The sequence below is a fragment of the Paenibacillus sp. Z3-2 genome, from assembly GCF_054161325.1.
Map to the genome: position 1 here is coordinate 6,106,182 of NZ_CP096397.1, position 22,659 is coordinate 6,128,840.

Here is a 22,659-nt window from a genome sequence, read left to right on the forward strand (position 1 = left end):
TGTTCACCTCACTGTATAAAACCACTACCAGGGAAGTGTGTCTCCCTTGTAGTCCACATATGCGGGCTGATCTCCTTTAAACTGCTCATGGCGGTCGATAAGTACTGCGATATGCTGTGCAGATTGCTCGGGCGTGAGATCCGCAGAAGCATCCAATTCTCCCCGCATATAACTCTGTACCCAACCGGGATGCACAAGCATCACTTGTCCGCCTTCATCCTTCAGACCATTGTGCACAAGACATGCCTGCATGTTCAAAGCAGCTTTGGACATGCAATAGGCAAACCATCCATCCCGACTGCATTGCTCCATACTTCCAGCCTCGGAAGAGATATCAACAATCAGCTTGGTCTGCCCTTGAAGAAGAAGGGGCAACAGGGAATGAGTCACACGCAGTGTGCCAAGAGTATTCACATTAAATACTTCAGCCATCTCCGCCATATTCAACGGCCCGCGGATATGATCCGTAATACTTCCTAGTATAGCCGCATTATTGATCAGCATATCCAGATGATTCGTACCCAGCTTCAATGTCTCCGTGAACAGAGCTACCGAAAGGTCGTCCGCAATATCCAGTTCGATCGCCCGCAGATGGTCAGGGTATGCTTCTGCAAGCACACGAATCCCCTCGGAATCTTCCACATCCAGACCGGCCGCATAAACGAGATAACCTCTCTTCAGCATCTGTGCTGTCAGAGCGAGTCCCAACCCCCGAGCTGCACCAGTTACACATACGGTTCTCATCATATTGTCCCTCCCTCGCCAATGATTCTGTCTTTAACTCATTCCACATATTCATCTGAAAACCTTTAATTCAGAACGGGGTTCCCCAACTTCACGACCAAAGACTCATGAGGTAAAAGCGAGATTAGAGCCATTCTGCTTATTGAATTGAGCGGTTTATTGCTCTGTTATTATTCCTGACCCAGATCGCTCATGCCGATAGGCTAAACAATGTTCCACCCATCTTCGAGCCGCTGCCGGGTAAGATCCCAGATGAACGTGCGTGTACCCCGCCACGATGTTGCCTGCGGCATACCCTTCTTGCTTCAAGCTACGCAACCCCTTGGTCTCATACGCATAAGGAATCGTTTCTTCTTCACGATAGGTCATTGTGGAGTAATGAAATTCATGACCCCGAAGTACTTCACCCTTTTTCAGCAAAAAGGAATCCTCAACCGCACTCGCTTCACGGTAACCAAGTGCAGCTCGCTTCTTCTGCATCTGCACCTGTGCGGGGATAATGCCCGCCATCTCGAAAGTAACGCCCTCTCGGTCGGTCAACGTTTCCCCAAGTACCATGTAGCCGCCACATTCTGCGAATAAAGGCATGTTCGAACGCGCTGCTTCACGAAGTCCTCCTAGGAAACCAATGTTTCCTGCAATCACTGCTGCAAATTCCTCTGGAAATCCGCCGCCCAAATAGATGCCATCTGCTTCAACCGGAATACAATCACCAGCGAGTGGACTGAAGAATTGTAATCGGGCCCCGGCTTCTTCGAGCAATTCCAGATTATCGGGATAATAGAAATTAAATGCCGCATCACGCGCAACGGCAATGACAGGCTGTACCGCATATGATACATGTCGATTATTAACGTGGATCCCTGAATTGGAATGTGAATCGTAATTCGAGCCTGATTCAGCATCAGCCGAATCTGTGTGGGTAGTAGTGACAGGAATCACTTCTTCTGGATTCAACGAAGGGGCACTTGCCGCCAGTTCCAGCAGAAGATCCAGATCGGTGCCTTCCATCAGCACATCGGCAGCTCGCTGAAATAACGGTTCCAGTTCACCGCGCTCAATGGCAGGCACCAGTCCCAGATGTCTCTCCGGGATGGACATGTCTTCGTCCCGCTTCAGCCAGCCAACCACCGGAATGCCGCACATCTGCTCAATGGCTTTTTTCACCATGGTATAATGCCCCGCACTTCCACAACGGTTGACGATCACTCCGGCAATATTTAATTCAGGCTCCAGTTGTTGAAAACCAAGAACGATCGCGGCCGCACTGCGAGCCATGCTGCGTACATCCACGACCAGGATCACAGGAGTCTGCGTGACCAGAGCAATCTCTGCAGTCGAGCCTGTATTGCTGAGCGGATCTTTGCCATCGTAGAGGCCCATAACGCCTTCTATAATGGAAATATCATGCCCCGCCGATGCCTTCTCGAACGTATCCTTCACATACGCAGGGGAAGTCATCCATGCATCCAGATTGCGTGATGGCCTGCCCGTCACGGCGGTATGATATGTCGGATCAATATAGTCCGGGCCGCACTTGAACCCTTGTACACTCAAACCACGCTGGGCGAGTGCTCTCATCAGCCCCAAAGTTACTGTTGTTTTCCCTGCACCACTTCCGGTGCCTGCAATGATCAGTCGGGGTCTGGCGTTACGATTTGCAATGGTCATTGTCAATTCCACCTTTTCTTCGATATAACAAAAGCTTCTGATCGAAGCACTATCAAGGATGATACATTCGTGTTTTAGTTGTTGCTTTTCTTGCGATTATCGAATCCTTCAGCTCCGCTGAAAACGTATAAATTCTATAATCTAAACAAAACCGCATCATATAGCGATGCGGTAAGATAATGCTCACTTTTATTCATGAAATGAATGAAACCCGTGCTACGGAGATCGTCAGATTGCCGCTCTTTTTCTTCTCCAGCAACCAATGATCAGCACCCGACGAAAGCAACGCCGCAGGTTCACTTACGCCATATGCTCCGGTATATTTGAATACCGTTTCGGATGGATTCGCAAGCTTCACCGTATTAAGCTCCGCAGGGGTGTAGGTCACGAGTTCCCAGCCGTATTTGGCGCAAAGAGCCAGCAGGCCTTCTTCATCCTTTTTCAGATCAATCGTGGCAATGTTGCGCACGCTCTTCACAGAGAGGGATAAATCCTCCAAGGTGGCGAGGACTTCCTGCTCCAATTCCTCTACAGATGTGCCGCGATTACAGCCTATACCGAGCACAAGGCTTTTCGGACGATACAATACGCCATTGGTGAGAAAACGTTCCTCTTCTTCTGCCGAAAGCAAGCGGTCACTGACGACCAGCGCAGCGTTGAACGGGAATGATTCCGTTTCTTCCAAGGTGTTGAATACTCGGATGTGATCCGGCACAGGTTTGTTATATCTCCACCAGTTCCGCTCCCCTGTCTCCTGAATGAGAGCTACAGGCTCTTCGTTCACAACAGCTGCGCTGACAGGTGTCGCCTTGTCGAAGCTATCCACGATCCAACCCAGCTCCCGGCCAAACATATCCACCGGAATGGTGCCTTGCACGTCCGAAGCCGTCGTAATGACAGCACGTGCGCCAAGCACCTCTGCGACCTGACGAGTCAACTCATTCGCGCCGCCAAGGTGACCAGACAGCACACTGATGACGTTCTCTCCGCGGTCATCAATGACCAGCACGGCGGGATCGACCTTTTTGTCCACCAGGATCGGAGCGATCATACGCACAACTGCACCCAGGGAGATGAACAGAATGATGCCATTATATCGTTTGAACAAGTCAGGCAAAATCAGCTTCACCGAGCCTTCAAACAGCTCATAACCCAACTGTTCTTCATCTCCACGAGCAAACTTGCTCATATAATAGACATCGGTGCCCTGGAACTGGCCCGCCAGATTACGTACCATCTCCACGCCATGTTTCGTGATGGCAACGGCTGCAAACGGATTACTCACCAGACTTCACTCCTTTGCGATAACCATGAGTGAAGGATTTATCGTACAGCTTGGAACGGTGGGCATCCCGGTTCACGAGGTCGGGATCGAGTGCCCACCCCGCCAGAATCATTGCATGCATTGTAATGCCTGCGGCACGCAGATCCGCTGCCAGGTTGGCAAGCGTGGTCCGTACAATCTTCTGATCAGGCCATGTCGCCCGCTGCACCACTGCAACCGGCGTATCTTCGCTCCAGCCTGCGGCGAGGAATTCAACCACGACTTTTTTCGCCAAAGTCGCACTCAGGAAGAGCGCCACCGTACAGTGATGTGATGCCAGATCACGCAGCTTCTCCCGCTCAGGCACAGGTGTGCGCCCTTCTGCACGCGTCAGAATTACGGTCTGTGTCAGTTCCGGTACAGTCAATTCAGCTCCCAGCGCAGCTGCCGAAGCAAAGACGGAGCTTACACCCGGAATGATCTCATATTCCACTCCCTGCTGTTTCAACAGTACCATTTGTTCCAGAATCGCGCCGTACATCGCCGGATCACCAGTGTGCACACGCGCTACGCTACGACCCGCACGAGTGGCTTCACACATCAGCTCGACCTGACGTTCCAGATCCATGCCAGAGCTTTGCAGCACTTCTGCTTCGGGCTTCGCGGTAGCAATCAGTTCATCATTCACGAGTGAATCCGTATACAGAACCATATCCGCATTCTTTAAAATGTTCGAACCTTTCACCGTAATCAGTTCCGGGTCACCCGGACCCGCACCAACAATGTAGACTTTTGCTTCCAATGTCTTCATTTGCTCACCACCATCAGGCTCAGATATTCCAGCTCCTGCCCTTTCAGTTCACGGGCATCACGCCAGACCAGTTCATATGGAGAAGTGACTTTGGTAACGACCGAAGCTTTGCCGCCGAGTCCCATCTCGTCCAGCAAGTCAAGCATCGGGTCAAGCACCTTCGCCACTTTGATAAATACAATCGTATCGTGATGCTCGATCGCCTGCCGCATCGCTTCTTTATCTGCCGTAGCCGGAATAATGCCCACCTGCTCGTCTCCATCTGCCAGATGAATATCCAGTGCTGCCGCTGCACCCAATACAGATGAGATGCCTGGAATCGAACTAATCGGCACTTCAGGATGCAGCTCTCGCATCAGCCGTGCCAGATGAATAAATGTGCTATACAGGTTCGGGTCGCCCTCGGTTACAAAGGCCACATCCTTGCCTTCCTTGAGTGCACCCCAGCATGCTTCAACGGTCTTGCCCCATTCACGTTCAAGCACAACCGGGTCCTTGGTCATCGGGAAGATCAGGCCGAGCATCTCTTTCTCTTCCGGGTTCACATACAGTTCCACGATCTCGTGGGCATATGATTTGCCGCCTTTGCGCTTCTTCGGATAAGCGACCACTGGACATTCCCGGATCATCCGATACGCCTTCACGGTAATCAGCTCCGGGTCTCCCGGCCCGACACCCACGCCATACAGCGTCCCTACTGCTGCCGTACTCATGTTGCTTTCCCCCTTGTCCTGTCCTTGAAAAGTCATTCTGCCGCTCCAGCTTCCGCTTCCTCTGTTACTCCGTGCTGTCCTGTGATCACGTAAATCGGATTCAATCCGTCAAAACGGGTCATGTTCAGGATCGGCTTGCTGCGCGCCGTCTGAAGTAACGTCACGGATGCCTCCAGGCCCGCTTCGCGCATGGCCTTCATGCTGTCATGCAGCGTTTCGATGGTCGCTGCATTCACCACGATGCGTCCCTCTGGCCGCAGCCGGGACGCACACAAGGCGATCAGCTGAGCGAGTTCGCCGCCGCTGCCGCCAATGAACACCGCATCCGGATTCGGTAGTTCGTCCAGCCCTGCTGGTGCTTTGGCATGCAGGACGGTGAAGTCTGTCCGGAATTTGATCCGGTTGGCCTCGATGTTCACGAGGTCCCCTTCATTTTTTTCGATGGCGAAGACTTGTCCCTGCGGCGCGAGCCGCGTGCATTCTACCGCCACCGAGCCTGAGCCAGCGCCGATATCCCACACAATGCTGTCCACGCCAAGTCGCAGTTCAGCCAAGCTGAATGCGCGGACCTCGCGCTTGGTGATCAGGCCTTTCTCCGGTTTGCGCTGATGGAATTCCTCATCGGCAAAACCGAATCCCCTGCGCGGCGCAGGTGCCTCCTTGCGGCGCAGCAAAATCACGACGTTCAGCGGGCCGCATTCTGCTGCCGCCAGCTCGTCCAGGGTGTAAAGGCGGGCACGTTCGTCTGCCCCGCCCAGGTTCTCGGCAACGTAGGCATCATACTCGGTCATGCCGAACTGTTGCAGATATGCCCCGATCGCAGCAGGGCTGTTGTGCTCGTCCGTGAGCAGCGCAATTTTGGCTTTGCCATCGATGCGCTGTGCGAGGCCCTTGAGCGGGCGTCCGTGCACGCTTTCGAGCACGGCATCGTGCCAGCTCTCGCCAAGCTGGGCAAATGCCAGCTGCAGCGAACTGAGATTAGGCCGGATCTCCAATTGATCCGGGCCTAATTTGCGCGCCAGATACCCGGCGATGCCGTAGAACAGCGGGTCTCCCGAGGCAAGCACAACGACGTTGTGTGCGGCCTGCAACGCTTTTATTTTCACAACCAGATCGCTTAAACCACTCTTGATCGCTAACTTCTCACCCGCAAATGCCGGGAAATACTCCAGCTGGCGCTCTCCGCCCACAAGTACATCTGCCTCCTGAATGAGATTCAGGCTATCCGTTGTCAATCCTGCCGCGCCTTCTTCACCCACGCCGATAATGCGGATTTTACGATTCTTTGCTCCAGTTGCTGTCTTCGAGTTCACTGATTTCCGCCCTCCCCAGTTCCATTCCTTTCATCGTGACCAATACCACTTCCACCGTTATGCCGCCTCCCGCATGTTCCAAACAGTGCTGGCAAGCATATGTACATAACTTTTCAAAATAGGGCAAGTACCCCGCTTCAGTCATCATATCTGCCACCTGAGTCGCCGTGTTGGCTTCCTCGATCGCTTGCGCCAGTTCATCTCCGGCTCCGGTCTCCCGGGCCACAGACGCAAGAAATCCAAAATCCACCGGCGCACTCTTGGAGTGCACCATCATGACGCCTTGAGCCACTTTGGCAAATTTGCCGGGCATTCCGACCAGACTAATCCGTTTCATGCCCAGTCGTTTACCGTGTTTGATAGCAAATCCGACAAAGTCCCCCATCTGGATAAAGGCTTCCTCTGGCAACTCGGGCATCATTTTCATCGCGTATTTCTCACTACTACCGCCCGTCGTCAGCACAATATGTTCACAGCCCGATGCCTGAGCAACGGAAATAGCTTGTACGACACTCGCTCTGTAGGCAGAGGTGGAGAACGGAACGACCACGCCTCGTGTACCCAAGATGGAGATACCACCCAGAATACCGAGCCGGGAATTCAGGGTCTTCTTGGCGATCTCTTCGCCTTCCGGCACGCTGATCACGACCCGCACCCCTCTGGCTGTGCCATGTTCGGCAAGCACCTGGGTTACCGCTTCGGTAATCATGCGGCGCGGAACGGGGTTGATTGCCGCTTCGCCTACAGGCACGGGCAGTCCGGGCTTCGTGACTCGGCCTACGCCGATTCCCCCATCCAGCTCCATGCCGGGCTCGTCTCGCCACGACACATGCGCGATGATCTTCGCCCGATGCGTGGCGTCCGGGTCATCCCCCGCGTCCTTGATGGTGGCACAGGTCGCTACGCCATCGGTCAGTTCCTGCTCGATCAGTTCGAACGAGTGGTCAAAGCCCGCGGGCAATGAAACCACGGCCTGTGCCGGCGTAACACCTGTTAACAGGAGTTGCGTTGCTCCCTTGGCAACGGCTGTCGCGCACGCTCCTGTGGTGAAGCCGGAACGCATTGGTTTGTCGGGGTCTGGGGTATTGCCGCCTATCATGGGTTTTGAACCTCCCGTCCTTTGTTAGTTAGGTTGCATTACGCTGCGTGCGTGGGTGGTGGCTTTGGGCGCTTGGGTGGCCGCTACGGGTACGGATCGTTCTTATGATCGCTGTTGTCTCCAGATTTCTTTGATTCCCTATTCTAAAGGGAGAAATCCGGAGACAAAGGCGACCGCTTCGCTTCTTCAGAATCGATTCCGTCCCCTTCGCTGCTTCCTGCTTCTGCATCCACCTAGCACAGTGCGCAGTGCCACCTCTTGGGCTAAACAATGCCCTGAGGTTTATTTGGGTAACTGATCATTCCACGCCAGTAGGACTTGGCATGGAATGTAGTTACGCGGTGTTGCGGTTATCTGGAAACTCACCTCTTTGTTGGACCACCCCGGGGCCGGATCATTTTTATGATCGCGTTGTCCCCTTCGCTGCTACCTGCTTCTGCATCCACCTGGCGGAACTGCGTAATGCCACCTCATGGGCTAAACTATGCCCTGAGGTTTGTTTTGGGTAACTGATCATTCCACGCCACTAAAACTTGGCATGGAATGTAGTTACGCAGTTTTGTGCTTGTGCGTCTGCTATTCATTTTTGCAGATACTTGGGGATTAACCACCTTATAACGGTGAACCAAGCTTACCCATGAAATTCGTTTCAGTCATGCGAACATGGATGTATGCCTTTTCGATGACATCTACCTTTTTACGAACCGAGAAGACGCTATTAGGGCCATATTCCACATACGAAAATTGTAACGAATCGTAGTGACGTTATTTTATTAAAAAGACGATGTTTCCAACGCTTTTTGGCGATTTTTCACCGGGATAGCGTTACTTAGGTTCGTTAAAATATGAAATGGATGATAATCCACAATATAAGATCTATACGGTTCGTTAACGCTGGCCAATACCTTATGGGCGGTTACATAATGATTAAGCCTTTACTGCCATCAGGGAGATGGCGTTCAGAGCCGCTACGACGATGGTGCTTCCGCCTTTGCGGCCGATGTTGGTGATAAACGGGATGTCGAGCTTGCGCAGCTCGTCTTTGGACTCGGCTGCGGATACGAATCCAACTGGCATACCGATGATCAGGCCTGGTTTGGCTTCGCCTTCTTTGACTAAACGGATCAATTCCAGCAGTGCTGTTGGTGCGTTACCAACGGCGTAAATCCCGCCTTCGTACAATTGATTTGCTTTACGCGTCGAGATAATTGCCCGAGTAGTGTTAAGGCGCTTGGCCTCCTCCATCACATCTGGATCCGAAATATGTACGTGCACATCTCCGCCGAAACCGCGAATGCGATCCTTGCTTACGCCAGCTTGAATCATCTGAACATCCGCAATGACAGATTGGCCGGCGCGGAGTGCTGCAATACCTGCTTGAATGGCATCCGGGTGGAACACCATGCTACGGCCCAGTTCGAAATCAGCCGAGGCGTGAATAACACGCTGTACCACGGGATATTGCTCATCCGTGAAAGGATGCTCACCCAGTTCCTCCGTGATCATCTCAAAGCTTTTGCCCTCAATCTCCTGTGGTTGTACGGTCAACGGTTTAAATTCCGTTTTGAAATCCATATGCATTTCACTCCTTCAAGTAGTGGTGTCATTCAAATATTCGTTATTCAAATTAAGACTATCGGGGTGTTCTACTGCACCAATACGCGCTTCAACTCATCCAGTACACCTTCAAAATGATCAAACACCGTCCCAAATTCAGCCTCGGGGCGTGAAATCAGCACAACATGAATGTCCAGCTCCAGTGCAGATTGGATTTTCTCATCCACCGCTCCGGTCTTGCCGCTCTCCTTGGTAACCATTACAGTCGTCGCATAGTGCTTGTACAAGGCTTCATTCATTTCACGGGAAAAAGGTCCCTGCATCGCAATAATATTGCGCTGTTCCACGCCAAGCTCACCGCATTTCTCCATATTGTCGAGACGTGGAAGCATGCGGGCAACGAGACGAATGTCCGGATCACCGAGCAGGTGCTTAGTGAAGATCTGCAACGTTTTGCTACCTGTGGTGAGCATGACGGAGCCCTTCAGCTCTTTGGCCTTGAGTGCTGCTTCATCGTAGGAAGATACCACATGAAGTAACGCATGATCATCGTACGCCAGGCCTGCCCGTTCATAACGAATATATGGAATCCCCGCCTGTTTTGCTGCTTCCATCGCATTGGCATGTGCTTCTTCGGCAAATGGGTGACTTGCATCCACGATGGCACGGCTACCTTTTTCACGCACCAGTTCCACCATTGCCTCCACTGTCAAACGGCCTGTACGAACGGGTAATCCGGCTTCTGTTAGGCTATGCGCCGCACTGTCGGTTACAACGGAAGTCAGCACGTCTGTTCCTTGCTGCTGAATCTGTAAAGCCAGTTCCCTTGCATCACTCGTACCACACAACATGAAGATCATGGACGATTCACCTGCTCTGAAGTTGCTGCAACCTCAGCCTGATCGGGAGAAGCATCTTCCTGTACGGTTCCTTCGTGCTCGTGATGCGTATGATGCAGCTCTTCATCATGATCATGATGATAATCGAGTGATGCTTCACGATCGACGGCAGTCTGATTGTGATCATGATCGTGGTCATGCTTATGCGTGTGTTCATCGTGTGCATGTACGTGCAGATGGTCATGCTTATCATGATGATGGGAGTGATCATGGTCTGAATGATCGTGACTGTGCGCATGGTTGTGTTCATAATGGTGATCGTGGTGATGATCATGGTCATGCCCATGGTCGTGATCATGATGGTGGTGATGGTGTTTGGCTGCTTCCAGTCTGAATTGGCAGTTGTCACAGTTGGCTGTTACACGTCCGTATAGCCCCTCATGGGCCCGCTCCAGTACGAGTTCAACCAGCTTCGGGTGAAATCCGAAATATCCACCAACCTCGACCTGAATGTCTGGATGTGCCGCTGCAAATTCCGCAGTCATTTCATCAATGCGCTTGATCAGTACACCTGTGAACAGGAAATAAGGCATGATAATGATTTTCTTCGCACCCAGCAGCAGACAGCGCTCTAATCCATCCGGGAATGAGGGCTGAGTCACGCCAATAAAGCTGCTTTCCGTCCACTTGTAAGGCAGTTTCTCCCATAACATCCGGGTCATTTTGAAAAAGTCACTGTTGGCATCCGGGTCACTGCTCCCCCGTCCTAGCACCAATACTGCGGTCTCCTCATCCGTCACCGGAACAGGTGGAGCTACTACTGGTGTTCCGCCTTGGGATGCCACAAGTACAGGTTGGGCTTCTTGCAGACGGGTCTGCATGATTTGGACAACTTTCTCATGAACACCGATAGGACGACCATATACGAATTCCACCTGCGGATAACGTGCCTTGGCACGATCAATGGCGTTGGGAATATCAATCTTGGCATGACCGGCAGCAAACAAAATGATCGGCACCAACACGACACGTGTTGCCCCTCGATCCACACAAGCGGTAACACCTTCAGCAATACTTGGTCTCGTTAACTCCAGAAAACAAGTCTCCACCAACGTATTCTCCGGTGCCTTCGCTGCTACCTCACTTGCAAACTCCTTCAGTTCCCGGTTCCCCTCGGGATCACGACTCCCGTGTCCCACCAACAATATTGCATCCATCTTCTGTTATTCCTCCCCCGCCTGACCCACAGATCAGGCTTTGCATATTCATTCTTCTGGCATTCCATTCGATACATTACTCGAAACATCAATCCATCTATATCAGCTGAAATCCAGCGAAGATTGCACAATATTGCATAAGTCCTGACAAGGTAAACCATCACGTTTCCACGCAGGGACCGAATCAGTCAAGGACTTAATCAAGTCTTAGTCACCACATATCGGGTTTACTTCCACAGTGACCGGTGCATCCACATGGCGGAAGCCCTGAATCACGCCGACCCGCTTGAAGAATTTGTGGAAACGCTCGTTCGGATGGCCTTTTTCCTTGTAATCCGCCACAATGCGTTCCACAATCCCACCAATCTGGTCACCCGGAATTCCCTCCGCTACGGGCTGGGCAGGGTGAGCATTGCGACCGAACTTCTTGCCGCCGAGGAACAGGTCATATGCACCTTTGCGATACACGATGCCGATATCCTCCAGCACTGCCCCATAACATGCCATGCCGCAGCCATTCAGTGCCACACTCGTTTCTTTGGGTGCACCCAGTCCGCCGATCACCGCCTGCAGATGGTTAGCCATCGGAACAGCATCATCCTTCTCCATATTGCAGAAGTCACAGGCCTTCACCTTGATGACATCTCCAATCGGGACAACGATAAAATTCGCTGCACGCAGCTCTTCTACCAGCGAGTCCGGTTCAAAGGTCGGCACTCTCAAAATGATCTGGTGCTCCGGCGTATACTCCAGTTCGCCGTCTTCACTTGCACACTGCGCCAGCAACGCCATCTGGGCGGCGGTGAATTTTTTGTTGCCCACGCCGGGCGAGACGCCGACTTCGAACAGCGGCGCCTTGCGCCCAGGCTCAGGCACGGTGCGTACCGCTGTTGCGGTCGCAGCCTGTGGCGCACTTGCCGTCTGGCTTGGCGCTGCTGCCTCCAGCCAGCGGCTCGCCGATTCGCTCGCGAGCGCTCCGCCTGCCGCGAGCCGCGTCAGCGCCTCAGCGGCGAGCGCAGCTGCGCCGGTGCGTGGCGCTTCTGCGACCTTGCGCGGAGCGGCCTCTGCCGCCGCGAAAGCAGGTCGCTCGCCGGCAAGCACAGCGGTGCCAGCGCTGCCGGCTGGGCTTGCCGCAGGCATAGCGGCAGCCGCCCCGGCGCCAGCGGGCGGCTGCCCTTGCGGGGCCATGCCCGCTCCGGTGCTTGCGCCGCGCAGGGCTGGCTCCGCCTGTGGCTGCGCGGCCAATGCATCGCTGGCCGTGCTCTCGCCCGCTGCATCGCCGGAGGCGGCAGCGCGGGCTTCCCTTGCGCCGAGCGACCATGGCTCGGCTTCCGTGCGCAGTCGCTCATGGGGTCTGAGCGACTGTTCCGTGGTATTCAGCGTATATTTCCGCTGATACCCGCGCGGGGTGACCATGAGTCCTTCGTACATCATGGTCGAGGAGTTGCCGATAATCACGGTCGTCAGCATGCCGATATCATGATTCAGCATATCCTCCAGTGTGGTCATGACAACGTCCTGACGCTCACGATATGCACTCTTCACCAGACCTACCGGGGTCTGTGGGTCACGATAACGCAGAATCATTTCCTGTGTCTCCACGATCTGGCGTGTACGCCGCCCACTGCGTGGATTGTAGAGGGCAATGACAAAATCAGCTGACGCTGCAGCTTCGACCCTGCGAATAATGGTCTCCCACGGCGTAAGGTGATCACTGAGGCTGATCGTACATGCATCATGCATGACGGGGGCTCCCAATAGAGAAGCACATGACTGAATGGCCGACACGCCCGGAATGACTTCAACCGCAACACCCGTATCCGGCTTCCAGCCTTGCTCCATCAGAACCTCGTATACCAGACCTGCCATACCATATACGCCCGCGTCACCACTGGAGATTACCGCGACAATCTTGCCCATCTCCGCCTGTCGGACCGCTTCTTGCGCACGGCTTACTTCCTCTGTCATCCCCGTACGTACAATCGCTTGCCCGTTCAACAGAGGTCGGATGAGATCCACGTAAGTGTTATATCCGATAATGACCTCGCTCTCCTGAAGCGCTTCGAGTGCCCGCTTCGTGATATGTTCCATCGCTCCAGGACCGAACCCGATAATTAGCAGCTTGCCTTGACCTTGCATTGCTTCTCCTCCTTCATCACACTTGTCGTACGGATTAAACAGTGAAGAAGGACGGCTATGCCGACCTTCTCCCCAACGGTTAAGCGTGTTCAATTCCTAGCTCTGTTAACTTATTCCTCTGCCACTATTTTTCCAACACAAAACTGGAGATCGTAGGGATATCACTTTCATGTAAAAACAAAAAAATCCCATCCTTATAACGGATGGGATACGCATGTACGTACACTCAAGAACACAGTCCCAGACTCCCAGAGGGTAATCCTGTGACTATGTGGCCCAAGGGGGCCAGCCGGGCGAACCGCTTGTTCGCCCAATTCCTGATTCTTCGTACACCATTCCTTTCCGCGAAGGGTTCGGTGACACATGCAAGGTAGGTCTCCTGGCTCTGGATCATCAGCTTCCTTTTCTGTCTTCCCCGGCTATGCGAGTGACTTGGATCAAAAAGGGCTTCACCATTACAGTGGCGGGACCGCTCGGGACTTTCACCCGATTCCCTGTTACCTCTTGCTTTACGCAAGAGCACCTTGCTTGTTTTCATTCAATATTGTCTTCATAATAACACCGCTCAGGAAATAATGTCCATGCTTATGATACTTGTCTCTTCTTCTATTTTCAGACAAAACAGAAAAAAGTCCTGATCCAAAAATAAGATCAGAACCCGGAATAACATATGCATATACAACTCGGTTAGAATCATCAAATTGCCTAAGGATTGAATTCGTTTAGACTCATTGCTCGACTGTTTTTTGCTGCTACTTGCGGATCTTGTCCGCATGTCCCGCTGCGAAGTAACGCCCGAGTTCAACGATGAGCGCGCCCATCTTCTCTTCCTCCGGAATCACCAGCGCCTCAATGCCTTCTTCTCGCATCGAATTCGCTGTCACTTTACCTACAGACGCAGGGATTACACCTTGTCTGAAAGCTTCCAGCATCGGTTCGAGCTTATTCTGCGATGCCGCATATTGCGTCAGAAATCTAACCTGTGGTCCACTTGTGAAAGCAACAGCATCTATCTCGTACTGTACAATCTCATTCAAAAGCTGTTCCAGTTCAGCCTCTTCCGGTGGTACATGGCGGTAAGGAAGCACTTGGCGCACGATTGCTCCTTGTTCCTCTAACCATGCAACGAGTTTGGGAGCTGTCTCCCCATGAAGCTGCAACATCACCTTTTTCCCTGCGAGATCATGTGGGGCGAATTCACGAATGAGCCCGTCCGTGCTGCCATCGTCATCCCGTACTACCGGCGTTAACTTGCGCTTTCTCAGTGCATTCACCGTCTTGTATCCTCTGGCCGCAATTGAGGATTCCGACAGCGTATCCAGTAGTTTTCCCGCGACTTCCATATCCTCAGCCATTTCAAACAACGCGTCCAGACCCATGCCGGTGGTCAATACCGCCCAGTCTGGCGGGTCCGAGATCCAGGATACCAGACCATTCCTGATATTCCGATCATCCAGAAATACCGTTCCCTGTGCCGGTCGCACAAGCGGAATTCCACCCATTTTTTCAACCAGCAAGGACATCTCTTTCGACTTTCGTGGTCCTGTCAATGCTACACGTACACCTGCCAAATGTTGAGCCATTCATGTTCCCCCCGTTAGTTCAGCCGAATGTTCATCAGTCTGACTACAGTATACAGGGTACTGCAGTGAAGGGAAACGGTGTTCAACGTGTTTCTGTCCATTTATCTATAACGATTTTTGATGGTTTGCATCAGGAAGGCTGGAGCTCCCCACCATGGGAATCCTTCCGTCTCTTCTCCCCATCCTTTCCTGAATCAGCCGATTTCTGCTCCTTTTCCTGCTTTTCTCGCTTGGATTGCTCTCCGGATTTCTGTTCGGAAGATTCATCGGTATCCTTTTTGCGAGGACGAAGAAACAGAAACAGCACGATCGGAAACAGCACCTCAAACACAATGGCGATCCATGTCCATTCCCGGGTAAAACGATTGAGCTGAATCGCGTTTCGGAAGAACCAGAAAGCACATACGAATCCGACCAAGGCGACCGGGCCCGTCATCATCTTTCCCGACACTTTCGGGATCATCCGCTTCAGTCCCCAGCAGACAAAGTATAGATCAAATGCAATCTTCGTGATCATGGTCGGCATGGTTACTGCTGCCAGTGCCAGGTCAAACCGGTCCAGAAAGTCACTAATTTGTAGTTGTCGTGCCAGCTCATACGAAGGATATACCAATCTCGAAGCAATAGGAACGCCAATAGAAGTGATAGTTTCCACAATAATCAGCATCATGAGCAGTGCCGAGAGGATAATTCCCCATAGAATTGACTTGAAACGAAAATCGCTTCCCTTGACTACAAACGGCAATGCAATCATCTCTCCATAAAAAGAAAATATGTACCAACTCCCCTTGCTTACCCCTGCAACATCAACATGAAAATAAGGCATGAGATTATCCATATTTACCTGCTGAATAAGCATGAAAGGTATAATCACCGAGATCAGCAGAAACAGGGTAACATACAACTCCGCCATTCCGATTAAAGAACCCAGTCCACCTCGAACGATAAAGACCCCCATGACCACCAGAGATAATACAATAATGGAAATGGGTGTGTTCTCCAGTAGCGTTATACTTACATAGTCACCCGATAGTCGGATATCTCTTGCAAAAACGAAGAAAAAAAATAGAATGTACAGCAATCCCATTACTCTCCCCAAAAACGGGAATCGCTGAATAAGGGATTCGAACAGATCCTGATCGGGAAATCGCCGCTGGACCCGACTTATCAACCATAGAGACGCCATCATCACAAGAACAACGGGCACATACGAGAGATAGGCATGCTGCTTCGCGTTGGAAATGGCCTGCGCGTGAGGCTGAATCAGCGTACCTGTAATACTGAGTAGCAGCACGAGCAGCACGATCTGCCGATGAGTCACACTCTGATTCATACAATACCTCCTTTCCGTCATTCATTCTGCAATCTGCATACTCCCTTATCTGCAATCTATGGTAAAGGTAAAAATCGCTGAATAACATGGCTTATCCATACCGTGACATATTGCGTTTTACTCAAGTGACTGACATAGAACCAAATGCCCGTTCCCAATGCAATCAGACCATAGGATATCCATCGATTAATGGCTGCTGCCTGTTTCATATGTCTGAAATCCATCAAGATGAACACAATTGCCATGCCCAGATAGGTAAATAAAAGCGGTTTAATCATGTACGACCTCCTCCTCTATGACACCGATCGGTTTATTGATCACTCCTACATTTTCAATAATGACATGGGGAATAACGGTTACCTCAACTTCAGGATAAATGACATCCCATCGATCCTTCATCTTGTCCCATTCCGCAGGCAGGTGCTGATGGATAGATCGACCGATTCCAAGAATATCGGCATGATACTTCTGCTGAACCAATCGGACGCCTTCCTCAATGTCTGACTTTATTTTCTTGTGGATGGCATCATTTAACTTCAATATCTCTTCCTCCCGCCGGTCACCGTAATTCGATTCGTTATCCACGATAACTCCCTTGGCGTACAGTTGAATGTTCACCTTAACCTTGTCATTCTTGACACTGGGATGCAGCGAAGAATTGTTCTCGTTCAGTTTAATGAATATATCTCCTTCTCCCCGTGGAGCCTCGACTATAACCTCTGGCGCATTTGCCTCACCCATGGCCAGAATCAGTGCATCTGCCGGTGTTTTGTCGATCATGCCTACCATCTTGTCTTTCTTGAAAATGGCCAATCCATCCATCTTGATGTTCGTTTTGGGGTCCTTCCAGTTCTTCGGCACAGTGTCAACAACCGAAGCTATGGGCAGAAAAGGATCTACGCCTTCGCTAAGAATGGAATCTATAAACGTCTTGAGTGAGCGGGGATTTCGCATATTTAAAAAACACAATTCCCGCACCATCTCAGATGGAAATTTTTCTATGGGTGCATCAGTATCCAAGACCTTATATGCTTCTCCTCTTGTCACAACCGGCAACGCTGAGAAACGATTGAGCGGGTAACGTGTCATCAAATCCAGCATAGGGGCAACGCCCTCCCTCGCCAAATCCTCACCGATGAGCAGAGTACGACGATGAGCGTAATATATTCTGCGTGAGAGCGCCTTTTGCCCTTCAAGAGATGTTCCGTGAAAGGTTTTGGCTGTATTGGACAATATGAACCAAGATTTATCACCACTTGTGCCCCCTCCTCCTCCTTCACTCCCGGAAGAACCGGATTGTCCAGGAAGCGCAATCTGCAAGCTGGACCTGTAGTTATCCTTCTCCTTATCAATCGCGATTCCGATCACAAAGGCGACATCATTAATCTCTTCACGATCCCAACAGCCCGAGATTAGAACAGTACATAACAGCAGTACAGCCACTGCGCGATACTTAAGTATGAACTGCATGTGTTTACCACCCTTCCTCTGCTTCGGGGGAACCATTAATCTTCTCATTCATCCGTTTCTGGTTATCATGGACGGTAGATGGACGATTGATCATTTTCCACCACGGCACACGAATGAGAATATCCTTGGTATCCGTTTTACTGTAAGGGCTAAGACCCGACAGATAAGGCACACCAAATGAAGTCATCTGGGTCAGATGCACCGAAATCAGGACCAGACCGATCACGATGCCATACAGTCCGAACATGCCAGCCAGTAACATGATCGGAAAACGTAATAGACGAACGGTAATCGCAAAGTTAAACCGCGGAATCGTAAAGGAAGCGATACCTGTCATGGATACGATAATAACCATCGGTGCAGATACAATCCCTGCCTGAACGGCTGCCTGCCCAATTACAAGTGCACCCAAGATACTGACGGCCTGTCCAACCGTTTTCGGCAACCTGACTCCTGCTTCACGAAGTGCCTCGAAGGATAGCTCCATGATGAGAGCTTCAACCAGTGCCGGAAAAGGAATGGCTTCCCGTGCTCCGGCGATACTCAGTATCAATGTGGTTGGCAGCATATCCTGATGAAATGTCGTAATAGCGATGTACAGTGCTGGCAGGAATAACGCAATGGCTACGAACAAAAAGCGAATCCAGCGCACCAGATTACTGATAAAGAATCGCTCATAATAATCCTCGCTGGCTTGAAGCATCTGCCACATCGTAACAGGGGCAATCAGCGCAAATGGCGTACCATCGACCATTATGGTAATTCGCCCTTCTAGTAGATTGCCTGCTACCGTATCCGGTCGCTCGGAATAGTGCATCTGGGGAAAGGGAGAATACGGATGGTCCTCAATTAACTCCTCGATATATCCTGTTTCCAGAATGCTGTCAATTTTGATCTTTTCCAGGCGTTCCTTAACGTCTTGGACCAGCTTTGGATCCGCGATCCCTTCCAGGTAAGTCAGAACGATATCGGTTTTGGTTTCGGTGCCCAGCGTCATGCTCACCATCTTGAGGGCAGGTGTCTTCAATTTGAAGCGTAATAATGCTGTGTTCACTCGTAACGTTTCCGTAAATCCTTCCCGTGGTCCCCGAATGACAGATTCCGTCTGAGGTTCTTCCACACCGCGTCTTGCGCCACCTTTGACATTGAACATCCAGGCTTTGGCACTTCCATCGACCACCAGAAGTGCGGAGGATGCAAGGATACCTTCTGTCGCAGCAGCCCAAGTTTCAACTCGCTTCACCTGCGTCAGCTCTACGCGAGTATCATCCAGTGGAACATCAGGTTCATCTGTACGTTGCTGTATCAGTCCACGAATGATCGGACGCAGCATGTGATCTTGAATATCAGCCGAATTAACAATGCCTTCGATGTATACCAGCAGCCCTTTCACTTCAGGCGTGATCATGACATTACGGAAAACCACATCCGAGCAATCGGAGAAGATCTCCTTTATCGCCTGAATCTGAGTTTCATGTACTGCGCTGATCGGCTGCCGCAGAAAAGGCGGGGACGGCAGTCCCAGAGGAACATGTTTTTTTTCTTCTGAAGCTGGTCCCGAAGTTCTGGACTTGTCTCTCCCTGATGTTTTGTCTGCCATATGCCGTCCCTCCGCTCTGTTTTTTTATACAAGGTAGCTTGTGCCAGAAAGCAGGGAATTATGTGGTCCTTTTTGCAAAATTAAGAATGCATTCTTCGAATCCAGACAGTAAAAAGGCCTCTGTATTCACAGAGACCTTCTGGGATGTTCCAAATTCTATAGTCACTTATACGTTAATCGGCAAAATAATCATCAGGGACATAACGAATTTCCGACTTCGCATAGATACTTAGCGTGTGACGCTCCCCGTCATACGCTACCCGCTCACCCTCTACATAGTACCAGTGCTTCAAAAGGGGCTGAGCCTTGCGTTGGACGAATCGAAATACGTTCAGTTCCTGTCTGAGCTTCAGGAATCTGTTCCACGGTCTGCTCGTCCAGACCCGTCACGGTAAATATGAAACCTGTGCCCTCCTGTTGGAACCGATAGGACAGTGCATCTGTTTTGCTATTAGCCAATCCTCGTCCAGTCACCGCATGCTTAACCATAAACCATTCCTGCTGCGCCATACGTATAATCCTCCTCCTCTGTTCTTGGAGTTTATTCCAACACCCATCTACGGCAAATCAATGATCATATAGAACGTATCTTCGCCTGCTTGCAGCTCAATTGAACTATGTTGTTCCACACGAGCCGTGTCGCCTTCATTCAACAGGTACTCTCCATTCAATCCCAACGTTCCTTCGATGGAGAAAATGTACATGCGACGTCCCGTATCCTGATTAAAGGTTAACGTCTCGTCTTTGGCCAATCGGCTGAGGTAGATCGTCATATCTTGATGAATGGTTGCCGCTCTTGGTCCCCCATTTGGCGATACAATAGGTACAAGCGCTCCTGCCAATGCCGCTGGATCAAATGATGTGGTCTCGTAGGAGGGCTGCAACCCTTTCGTCTGTGGCATGAACCAGAGCTGGAGCAAACGTACCTCTTCGGTATCGGATGCATTATGCTCGGTATGAATCATGCCACTGCCTGCTGACATCCGCTGAATACCACCAAAGCCTGTAACGGCTACATTACCCAGGTTATCTTCATGTCGCAGCTTGCCGTTCAGTACGATGGATACAATCTCCATGTCACTATGCGGGTGAGCCCCAAAACCGCGACCAGGCGCGATCACATCGTCGTTCGCTACCCGCATCGGTCCAAACGAAGTATTCTCCGGGTCTTGGTATTCTCCAAAGGAAAAGCTGTGACTGCCACGAAGCCAGCCTCGATCAAAGCTGGAGCGGGCAGCGGATGGAATGACGTTAATCATAAATTCATCCTCCTTATTTTTTCTTAGTAGCACACTTATTCTCATTGTATCAAACCATAGGCTTGTCGTCCAAATAAGGCAAAAAGGCTGTTGCGTTTGAAAAAAGCTCTCTACCGATCAGCCCTGTTCGCGAATACAGCTTCGAAACCAGGCTGGCCATAGAGAGCCTCATTGCAGGATTAAATTCAAGCACTAACATTCTGACGAGCGTTCCCCTGTCTGGAGATAAGATAATCCACAGCCAGGAAGCGGCTTCCTGTGAAGAGCAGTGTCAGGGACCCCGCCAGCAGCAGGTAATCTAACTCGGTACCACTCAGGAACGGCTCACCCATTTTGGCTGTAAACAGAACTCCAACCATAACGATGACGAACAGAGCGGCAAACACCCGTGTTCCCAAACCAAGAATCATCGCCGCACCACCCACCAACTCAATGATGGCTACAACGGATGCAAGAAATCCGGGAATACCGATACTTTCAAAGAAACCTACTGTACCACTGATTCCACCTTCGAATTTACTCCAGCCGTGCAATACAAAGATCAAACCGATCATAATCCTTGAGAAAAGTAATCCAATCTCTACACTTTTGCTATTCATGTTCATCTTCCTTCCTAGTGTTATACTCGACCTCACATTTAGCTAAGTTGATTCATCCAATGGACCAAACAAACAAGATAGACAGCAACAGGAAAACGGTAGCCGACATCAGAACGGCGTAGCGTGGCAATCTCAGCGTAACGTCCTGTTCCGGGTCCAGCAGACGTGAAATTCGGACATTTACCGACGTATCCGCAAATGACGATTGAACAGTTAGTTCATTTGCTCCCCAAGGTTCAGGACAAGCACGGAGCAGCTTGAGCAAAGCACTGCCAATACCTGCTGCGTTACCTGTACGCTCAATGGCCTCATTGTCCGCCAGAATCTCTCTCACGATATTGTAATGTTTCGACGTATGCTTCAATACGGGAATATAAGGCATCATAATTGCAAATACCGACAGCAGCGTGGTTTTCAGTGGGTCACGGTGCCACAGATGGTGGACTTCATGATACACAACCGCAGTCTCCTCTTCTGCATCAAGCATCGTCAGAAGCCCTGTGGAGAGTACGATACAAGGTCTCCATAGACCAATTGTAAATGCAACTGGGGATGGCTTGTCCACGACAATGAATCCCGGCTGTCCGAGAGGGTGATATCTCGACTCCAGTTCACGGGACAGTGCCCGGATCTCCATGGAGCGGAGTTTACGCACAGCTGCCCTGGTTTTCATCATGCGAACCGTAAGCAACCAGCCTGTTCCGGCGAATGTCAGCAAGACGAGTGCGAGCAGAAAATGCCCCACGGATAACCAGCCCAGTCGGCTCATCCAGTGATTGCAGAGCCAGAGCAGATTAAACGGGATATCCCAGCCAAAAATCTTGTACATCGCGTACATGAACATCTGCATGAACACGAGTAACGGAATGCCAAACCCGACGGTAAACAACAGCTTCGAGCGGGCCTTCCACATCTTAATCGCTATCCTTTTTCCACTGCTTGATCTTCTGTTCCAGGCGTTCAATCAGACCCGCATCTGCTTCATCCAGGGCATCCAGCATATGATTCAATGCCAGCGCTCCGAATTCATCCACCAACTCATGTGACAGTTCCTTGGATTGGTCGTTCATAAACTCCTCCTTGCTCTGTACCGGTTGGTACAAAGATGTTCTGCCCTTTTGAGACTTGCCAAGCAGTCCTTTGTCTACGAGCCGATTCATGACGGTCATGACTGTATTAAAATTGACGTCTTTGTCTTGTTCAAGTGCGGTCTGCACTTCACGAATGCTACTGCCAGGACGAGCCCATAAAATGTCCATGATCTTGGCCTCCAGCGGACCGAAAAATCGGTTGAGCCCACGCTCACCCACTTTGAAATTGTGTATTCTCATATTCTGACACCCCTCACACTACTCATTGTAGTGCCATCAAGTGAGAAGTCAACCTCTATGTCAGCTATTTTATGTAAATGATTTGTAAATTTGTTTTCCATTTCACCAAAAAAGCAT

At 51.0% G+C, this 22,659-nt stretch carries 21 protein-coding genes and 1 riboswitch; all 21 genes read right to left on the reverse strand.

Going from position 1 to position 22,659, the window contains the following annotated elements; genetic code table 11:
• Positions 1-24: 24 nt before the first annotated feature.
• Positions 25-747, reverse strand: a complete 723-nt coding sequence (locus M1D71_RS27220; protein WP_336762643.1) for an SDR family oxidoreductase — start codon at positions 745-747, stop codon at positions 25-27.
• A gap of 153 nt (positions 748-900) precedes the next feature.
• On the reverse strand, positions 901-2,415 hold the full coding sequence (locus tag M1D71_RS27225) for a cobyrinate a,c-diamide synthase (RefSeq protein ID WP_458124405.1): 1,515 nt from the start codon (positions 2,413-2,415) through the stop codon (positions 901-903).
• A gap of 193 nt (positions 2,416-2,608) precedes the next feature.
• Positions 2,609-3,700 carry a cobalt-precorrin 5A hydrolase gene (locus M1D71_RS27230; RefSeq protein WP_458124406.1) on the reverse strand — a complete coding sequence of 364 codons (1,092 nt, stop codon included), beginning with the start codon at positions 3,698-3,700 and terminating at the stop codon, positions 2,609-2,611.
• Positions 3,693-4,490 carry a precorrin-4 C(11)-methyltransferase gene (gene cobM / locus M1D71_RS27235; protein WP_458124407.1) on the reverse strand — a complete coding sequence of 266 codons (798 nt, stop codon included), beginning with the start codon at positions 4,488-4,490 and terminating at the stop codon, positions 3,693-3,695. Before cobM ends, M1D71_RS27230 begins: the two co-directional genes overlap by 8 nt.
• Positions 4,487-5,203: a precorrin-2 C(20)-methyltransferase gene (cobI, locus tag M1D71_RS27240; protein ID WP_458124408.1), complete on the reverse strand. Its 717-nt coding sequence runs from the start codon at positions 5,201-5,203 to the stop codon at positions 4,487-4,489. The genes cobM and cobI overlap by 4 nt, the downstream gene beginning before the upstream one ends.
• A 32-nt stretch (positions 5,204-5,235) precedes the next feature.
• On the reverse strand, positions 5,236-6,516 hold the full coding sequence (cbiE, locus tag M1D71_RS27245) for a precorrin-6y C5,15-methyltransferase (decarboxylating) subunit CbiE (protein ID WP_458124409.1): 1,281 nt from the start codon (positions 6,514-6,516) through the stop codon (positions 5,236-5,238).
• Complete coding sequence (locus M1D71_RS27250; RefSeq protein ID WP_458124410.1) at positions 6,479-7,615, reverse strand: cobalt-precorrin-5B (C(1))-methyltransferase; 1,137 nt, start codon at positions 7,613-7,615, stop codon at positions 6,479-6,481. The genes cbiE and M1D71_RS27250 overlap by 38 nt, the downstream gene beginning before the upstream one ends.
• A gap of 927 nt (positions 7,616-8,542) precedes the next feature.
• A complete protein-coding gene (locus M1D71_RS27255) occupies positions 8,543-9,190 on the reverse strand; it encodes a precorrin-8X methylmutase (protein ID WP_458124411.1) in 648 nt (215 codons plus the stop codon).
• Positions 9,191-9,261: 71 nt separating this feature from the next.
• Positions 9,262-10,032, reverse strand: coding sequence for a precorrin-6A reductase (gene cobK, locus M1D71_RS27260; protein ID WP_458124412.1), 771 nt, complete (start codon positions 10,030-10,032; stop codon positions 9,262-9,264).
• The gene (locus tag M1D71_RS27265) at positions 10,029-11,228 is read right to left on the reverse strand and encodes a sirohydrochlorin chelatase (protein ID WP_458124413.1); all 1,200 of its coding nucleotides are present in this window, start codon (positions 11,226-11,228) and stop codon (positions 10,029-10,031) included. Before M1D71_RS27265 ends, cobK begins: the two co-directional genes overlap by 4 nt.
• 207 nt (positions 11,229-11,435) lie before the next feature.
• Positions 11,436-13,367, reverse strand: coding sequence for a precorrin-3B C(17)-methyltransferase (gene cobJ / locus M1D71_RS27270; RefSeq protein WP_458124414.1), 1,932 nt, complete (start codon positions 13,365-13,367; stop codon positions 11,436-11,438).
• 352 nt (positions 13,368-13,719) lie between these two features.
• A riboswitch (cobalamin riboswitch) is annotated at positions 13,720-13,909 on the reverse strand.
• A 210-nt stretch (positions 13,910-14,119) separates the two neighbouring features.
• On the reverse strand, positions 14,120-14,950 hold the full coding sequence (locus M1D71_RS27275; RefSeq protein ID WP_458124415.1) for a uroporphyrinogen-III synthase: 831 nt from the start codon (positions 14,948-14,950) through the stop codon (positions 14,120-14,122).
• Between the two features lie 130 nt (positions 14,951-15,080).
• Positions 15,081-16,283, reverse strand: coding sequence for a GerAB/ArcD/ProY family transporter (locus M1D71_RS27280; protein WP_458124416.1), 1,203 nt, complete (start codon positions 16,281-16,283; stop codon positions 15,081-15,083).
• A gap of 56 nt (positions 16,284-16,339) precedes the next feature.
• Positions 16,340-16,561, reverse strand: coding sequence for a hypothetical protein (locus tag M1D71_RS27285; protein WP_458124417.1), 222 nt, complete (start codon positions 16,559-16,561; stop codon positions 16,340-16,342).
• Positions 16,554-17,753 carry a Ger(x)C family spore germination protein gene (locus M1D71_RS27290; protein ID WP_458124418.1) on the reverse strand — a complete coding sequence of 400 codons (1,200 nt, stop codon included), beginning with the start codon at positions 17,751-17,753 and terminating at the stop codon, positions 16,554-16,556. The genes M1D71_RS27285 and M1D71_RS27290 overlap by 8 nt, the downstream gene beginning before the upstream one ends.
• A 4-nt stretch (positions 17,754-17,757) precedes the next feature.
• Entirely contained in the window at positions 17,758-19,353 is a 1,596-nt protein-coding gene (locus M1D71_RS27295; protein ID WP_458124419.1) for a spore germination protein, read from the reverse strand.
• 264 nt (positions 19,354-19,617) lie between these two features.
• Positions 19,618-19,863: a hypothetical protein gene (locus M1D71_RS27300; protein WP_458124420.1), complete on the reverse strand. Its 246-nt coding sequence runs from the start codon at positions 19,861-19,863 to the stop codon at positions 19,618-19,620.
• A 47-nt stretch (positions 19,864-19,910) separates the two neighbouring features.
• Positions 19,911-20,612, reverse strand: a complete 702-nt coding sequence (locus tag M1D71_RS27305) for a pirin family protein (protein WP_458124421.1) — start codon at positions 20,610-20,612, stop codon at positions 19,911-19,913.
• Positions 20,613-20,797: 185 nt separating this feature from the next.
• Complete coding sequence (locus M1D71_RS27310) at positions 20,798-21,211, reverse strand: DoxX family protein (RefSeq protein ID WP_458124422.1); 414 nt, start codon at positions 21,209-21,211, stop codon at positions 20,798-20,800.
• 52 nt (positions 21,212-21,263) lie between these two features.
• A complete protein-coding gene (locus tag M1D71_RS27315; protein WP_458124423.1) occupies positions 21,264-22,124 on the reverse strand; it encodes a M56 family metallopeptidase in 861 nt (286 codons plus the stop codon).
• A 1-nt stretch (position 22,125) separates the two neighbouring features.
• Positions 22,126-22,542, reverse strand: coding sequence for a BlaI/MecI/CopY family transcriptional regulator (locus tag M1D71_RS27320; protein ID WP_017691824.1), 417 nt, complete (start codon positions 22,540-22,542; stop codon positions 22,126-22,128).
• Between the last annotated feature and the right edge of the window lie 117 nt (positions 22,543-22,659).